Annotated in this window: 6 protein-coding genes and 1 pseudogene; 5 read left to right on the plus strand and 2 right to left on the minus strand. The window is 58.8% G+C overall.

All coding sequences use genetic code 11. The annotated features are described in order from the left end of the window. The 4 genes from RMS03_RS05190 to RMS03_RS05205 all read left to right on the plus strand — a co-directional run. Positions 1-361: energy transducer TonB (locus RMS03_RS05190; protein ID WP_310626036.1), on the plus strand; the 361-nt coding region annotated here is incomplete at its 5' end. Between the two features lie 25 nt (positions 362-386). Next, entirely contained in the window at positions 387-1,142 is a 756-nt protein-coding gene (locus tag RMS03_RS05195; protein WP_405023501.1) for a MotA/TolQ/ExbB proton channel family protein, read from the plus strand. 3 nt (positions 1,143-1,145) lie between these two features. Further along, entirely contained in the window at positions 1,146-1,592 is a 447-nt protein-coding gene (locus tag RMS03_RS05200; protein WP_310626037.1) for a biopolymer transporter ExbD, read from the plus strand. Between the two features lie 2 nt (positions 1,593-1,594). Beyond that, positions 1,595-2,029 carry a biopolymer transporter ExbD gene (locus RMS03_RS05205; protein ID WP_310626038.1) on the plus strand — a complete coding sequence of 145 codons (435 nt, stop codon included), beginning with the start codon at positions 1,595-1,597 and terminating at the stop codon, positions 2,027-2,029. A 127-nt stretch (positions 2,030-2,156) separates the two neighbouring features. On the opposite strand, the pseudogene RMS03_RS05210 reads toward RMS03_RS05205, so the two are convergent. Both RMS03_RS05210 and RMS03_RS05215 read right to left on the minus strand, forming a co-directional pair. Further along, a pseudogene (locus RMS03_RS05210) lies at positions 2,157-2,723 on the minus strand (hydroxymethylglutaryl-CoA lyase); the annotation flags it as partial. Beyond that, a complete protein-coding gene (locus RMS03_RS05215; RefSeq protein WP_310626039.1) occupies positions 2,720-3,907 on the minus strand; it encodes a CaiB/BaiF CoA-transferase family protein in 1,188 nt (395 codons plus the stop codon). The pseudogene RMS03_RS05210 and the gene RMS03_RS05215, both read right to left, overlap by 4 nt. Before the next feature lie 113 nt (positions 3,908-4,020). On the opposite strand from RMS03_RS05215, the gene RMS03_RS05220 reads away from it, so the two are divergent. After that, the coding region (locus RMS03_RS05220) for a LysR family transcriptional regulator (protein ID WP_310626041.1) at positions 4,021-4,161 on the plus strand (141 nt) is incomplete at its 3' end.

Genomic DNA, 4,161 nt, shown 5'->3' on the forward strand with positions numbered 1-4,161 from the left:
GCCTGCCCCCAACGCCCCTGCCACAGCCGTCAATCAAGCGCCAACGCCCCCCGCGGCAGCGGCACCAGCAGCCCCCGCCATTCGCACAGGCGCCGTCGTCCAACCCGGGGCGCACTGCGCAAAGCCCGATTACCCCAGCGCCTCACGCCGCATGGAGGAAGAAGGCTCCGTAACGGTGAAGTTTTTGATTGGCGTGGATGGCCGTGTGCTGCAAGCCGAGATTGAAAAAACATCTGGCTTCACCCGATTAGACGAAGCCGCACGCAACGCTTTGTCCAAATGCCAGTTCCGCCCAGGCACGGTGGACGGCAAGCCTGAGCAAAGCTGGGCCAGCATCACCTACAAATGGCGCTTGGAATAAGCACCACACCTACCAAAGGAAAAGCATGTACCCCACACACACTCTCACACGCGCCGCTACGGCGCTCATCACGCTGATGTTCAGCGCCAGCGCCATGGCCGAAGAAGCCTTGGACAACCCCTACGGCTTGTCGGCCCTGTGGGCGCAAGGCGATGGGGTGGCCAAAGCCACGTTACTCATTTTGGTCATCATGAGCATGGGCAGTTGGTACGTCATCTTCACCAAGTTGGCCGAACAAAACCGCGTCATGCGCTACGCCAAAATCGCGCAAGACAATTTTTGGAATGCAGGCAATGTGCGCCAAGGTACGGATGGTTTAGAGACAGACGGTCCCTTTCGCTTCATCGCCGAAAAAGGTTTGGAAAGCGCAGGCAAGCACACCGGCTTGTTGGGCAACATCAACTTCAACGATTGGGTCACCATGAGCATCCAGCGTGCCATGAACCATGTGCAAAGCCGCATGCAAGACGGTTTGGCGGTGCTCGCCACCGTGGGCTCGACCGCACCGTTCGTGGGTTTGTTCGGCACGGTCTGGGGCATTTACAACGCACTGGTGAAGATTGGCATGTCAGGCCAAGCCAGTATCGACAAAGTGGCTGGCCCCGTGGGTGAATCGCTCATCATGACGGCCATTGGCTTGGCTGTGGCGGTGCCTGCGGTGTTGGGCTACAACTGGTTGGTGCGTCGCAACAAAGTGGCGATGGAAGAAGTCCACGCCTTCGGCGCCGACTTGCACGCTGTGTTGCTGGGCTCTGCGGCATCGGACTCGGACGCCAAGTAACCCATGGCCATGCACCTAGGCCCCAGCGAGGGCGACGATGGTTTGTTGACCACCATCAACACCACACCCTTGGTGGACGTGATGTTGGTGCTGCTCATCATCTTTCTCATCACAATTCCCGTGGTCACCACCTCGGTCAAAGTGGAACTGCCACACGAGGTGCAGCAGCCCCGCGAAACCAAACCCGACAACATCATCTTGTCGGTCAACGCGCAAGGCCAAGTGTATTTGTATGACGCACCGATGCGCAGCAACGCCGACCTGATCAAGCAACTGCAAACCTTTGCCGAAAAAACGCCGCAGCCTGAAGTGCAAATTCGCGGCGACGCCAAGACCGACTTTGAAGCCGTGGGCCGCGTGCTCTATGCCGCGCAAGTGGCAGGCTTGACCAAGGTAAGGTTCGTCACCGACCCGCAGGGGCAATCCACGGCTTCGCCGCAAGGGAACTGAGCATGGCAATGAACCTGTCTTCCTTGACCCAGAGCCAAGACGAACCCGAGGTGATGATGGACATCAACACCACGCCGTTGATTGACGTAATGCTGGTCTTGCTCATCATGCTCATCATCACCATCCCTGTGCAACTGCACTCGATCAACCTCGACATGCCAGCAGGCAGCCCACCACCCCAGAAAAAACCAAATGTCGTGCGCATCGAAGTCGATGCACGCAACGTGGTCAACTGGAACGGCAAGCCCTTACCTGACCGTGCCGCACTCGATGCACGGTTGCTAGAAGCCAAAGCCCAAGAACCACAACCCGAGCTGCATATCAAAGCCCAAGGCAAAGCCAAGTACGAAGCCGTGGCGGGCGTGTTGGCCAGCGCCCAGCGCCAAGGCCTGACAAAGATTGGCATTGTGGGCACCGAGCAATTCGCTCCCCCCTGAGACAGCGCGCAGCGGCTGTTGCGGGCCCTCAATCTGCGGTGATCTTGGCCGACTTGATCACCCCCCCCGCCCCAGTAGTCGAGTTCTTTGCGCGTGAACTCGCCTAGCTGCGCGGGTGTGAAGGCTTCAACCGACGTACCTGAGTCTTCCGCTTTGTTGCGTATGTCGGGTTGTCGCAAATCGCGAGGCCACACACACCTAAGTCGGCAAAGCGTTGCGCAAAATGCTGCACAGCGGCCACGGGAACCTCGCCCTCCATAGGACAACCAAAGCAAGTCGACAGCGACACATGGATAGGTGTGCGGCCATCCACATGCCGGATCACGGCTTCTAAGGCGGCAAAACTCTTAGCGCGAGTCATGCGCAAATTGGCAAGGTTGTGCGTTTCAGAGGTCGACATGACCAAGTTCAACTCATCGGCACGCGACTCCATGGCGCGTTCAGCACCACGCAAATTGGGTACCAGCACGGTGTATTCCACGCCGGGCACTCGGGTGATGCGGCCCATCACTTCTGCGGCGTCGCGCAGCATCGGAATGGCTTTGGGCGAGGTGAACGATGTGGCCTCGATCTTGGCGTAGCCACACTGACTGAGCGCATCAATGAGCGCGATTTTGTCATCGGTGGCGATGAACTCGGGCTCGATTTGAAAGCCATCACGCGTGACGACTTCGTTGAAATAAATACGTGTCATGCGACGATACCTTTGTCTTTCAGTGCTTGAATTTGTGCAGCGGTCAAACCTATCTCGTTCAACACCGCATCCGTGTCTTGCCCAATGGTGGGCGCATTGCGGCGGTGACTGCCGGGGGTGCGAGAGAGTTTGGGGATGATGCCGGGCACGGCCAACGAGGTGCCATCGTCCATCTGCACCTGTTGAATCATGCCGCGCGCTTGGTAATGCGGGTCTGCCGCAATGTCGGCCACGGTGTAGATGCGGCCTGCGGGCACAGCTGCTGCATCCAAAGCGTCCAACACTTGTTCTACCGTGTGCTGCGCTGTCCAAGTGCCAATGGCTGCATCGATCTCGGCCACACGCTTGACGCGGCCCGCGTTGTCGGTGAGTGCGGGGTCGTTCCCTAAGTCATCACGCCCGAGGGTATGCATGAGGCGTTTGAAAATGCTGTCGCCATTGCCCGCAATCAGCACATAGCCATCGTCCATGCAGCGGTAGGCGTTGCTGGGCGCAATGCCGGGCAAGGCGCTGCCAGCGGCTTCGCGCACGGCGCCAAACGCGCTGTACTCGGGCAACAAACTCTCCATACAGTTGAAGACCGCTTCGTACAAAGCCACATCAATCACTTGGCCTTGGCCGCTAGTTTGACGCTCATGCAGCGCCATCAAAATACCCATCACGCCGTGCAGCGAAGCCAGTGTGTCGCCAATGCTCACGCCCACCCGCACCGGCACACGCCCCGGCTCGGCGGTGAGGTGGCGCAAACCACTCATGGCCTCGGCCACCACGCCAAAGCCGAGCTTGTCACGGTAGGGCCCCGTCTGCCCATAGCCGCTGATGCGCAGCATGATCAGGCGTGGGTTGAGAGCCAGCAGTTCGTCAGGCCCGAGGCCCCAGCCCTCCATCGCACCAGGGCGAAAGTTTTCAATCAGCACATCCGCGTCTTTGACGAGTTGGCGCACGATGTCTTGTGCGGCAGGGTCTTTCAGGTCCAGCGCCACCGAGCGTTTGTTGCGCGACTGCACTTGCCACCACACAGAGGTGCCGTCTTTGAGCAAGCGCCACTTGCGCAGCGGGTCGCCCGTCTTCGGGGTTTCAATTTTCACCACATCGGCGCCGAAGTCCGCCAGTGTTTTGGCCGCAAAGGGGCCCGCGATCAGTTGGCCGAGTTCGACCACTTTCAGTCCAGTCAAGGCACTCATGGTTTGCAAAGGAATCCATTAAACATGGCGGGACTATAAAAACAATCCGTGTCACACGGAATTGCTATTTCATCGGGTGGCCTTCGCGTTTCGCGAAGGGTAAAAATAAGGCCATGAAAAAAAGCTTCAACCTCAGCCGCTTCGACTTTGTCACCCTTCGCCTCTTTTGCGCGGTGGCGCAAAGCGGCAGCATCACCAAGGGGGCAGAGGCCTGCCATTTGGCGCTGTCGGCGGCGAACAGACGCTTGTCTGAC

It is taken from the genome of Limnohabitans sp. (assembly GCF_031538885.1).
Lineage (GTDB): Bacteria > Pseudomonadota > Gammaproteobacteria > Burkholderiales > Burkholderiaceae_C > Limnohabitans.

Excerpts from the sequence above, each read along its gene's own strand:
- RMS03_RS05215 (WP_310626039.1), bottom strand. The coding sequence starts at position 3,907 with ATGAGTGCCTTGACTGGACTGAAAGTGGTCGAACTCGGCCAACTGATC.
- RMS03_RS05195 (WP_405023501.1), top strand. The coding sequence starts at position 387 with ATGTACCCCACACACACTCTCACACGCGCCGCTACGGCGCTCATCACG.
- RMS03_RS05205 (WP_310626038.1), top strand. The coding sequence starts at position 1,595 with ATGGCAATGAACCTGTCTTCCTTGACCCAGAGCCAAGACGAACCCGAG.
- RMS03_RS05200 (WP_310626037.1), top strand. The coding sequence starts at position 1,146 with ATGGCCATGCACCTAGGCCCCAGCGAGGGCGACGATGGTTTGTTGACC.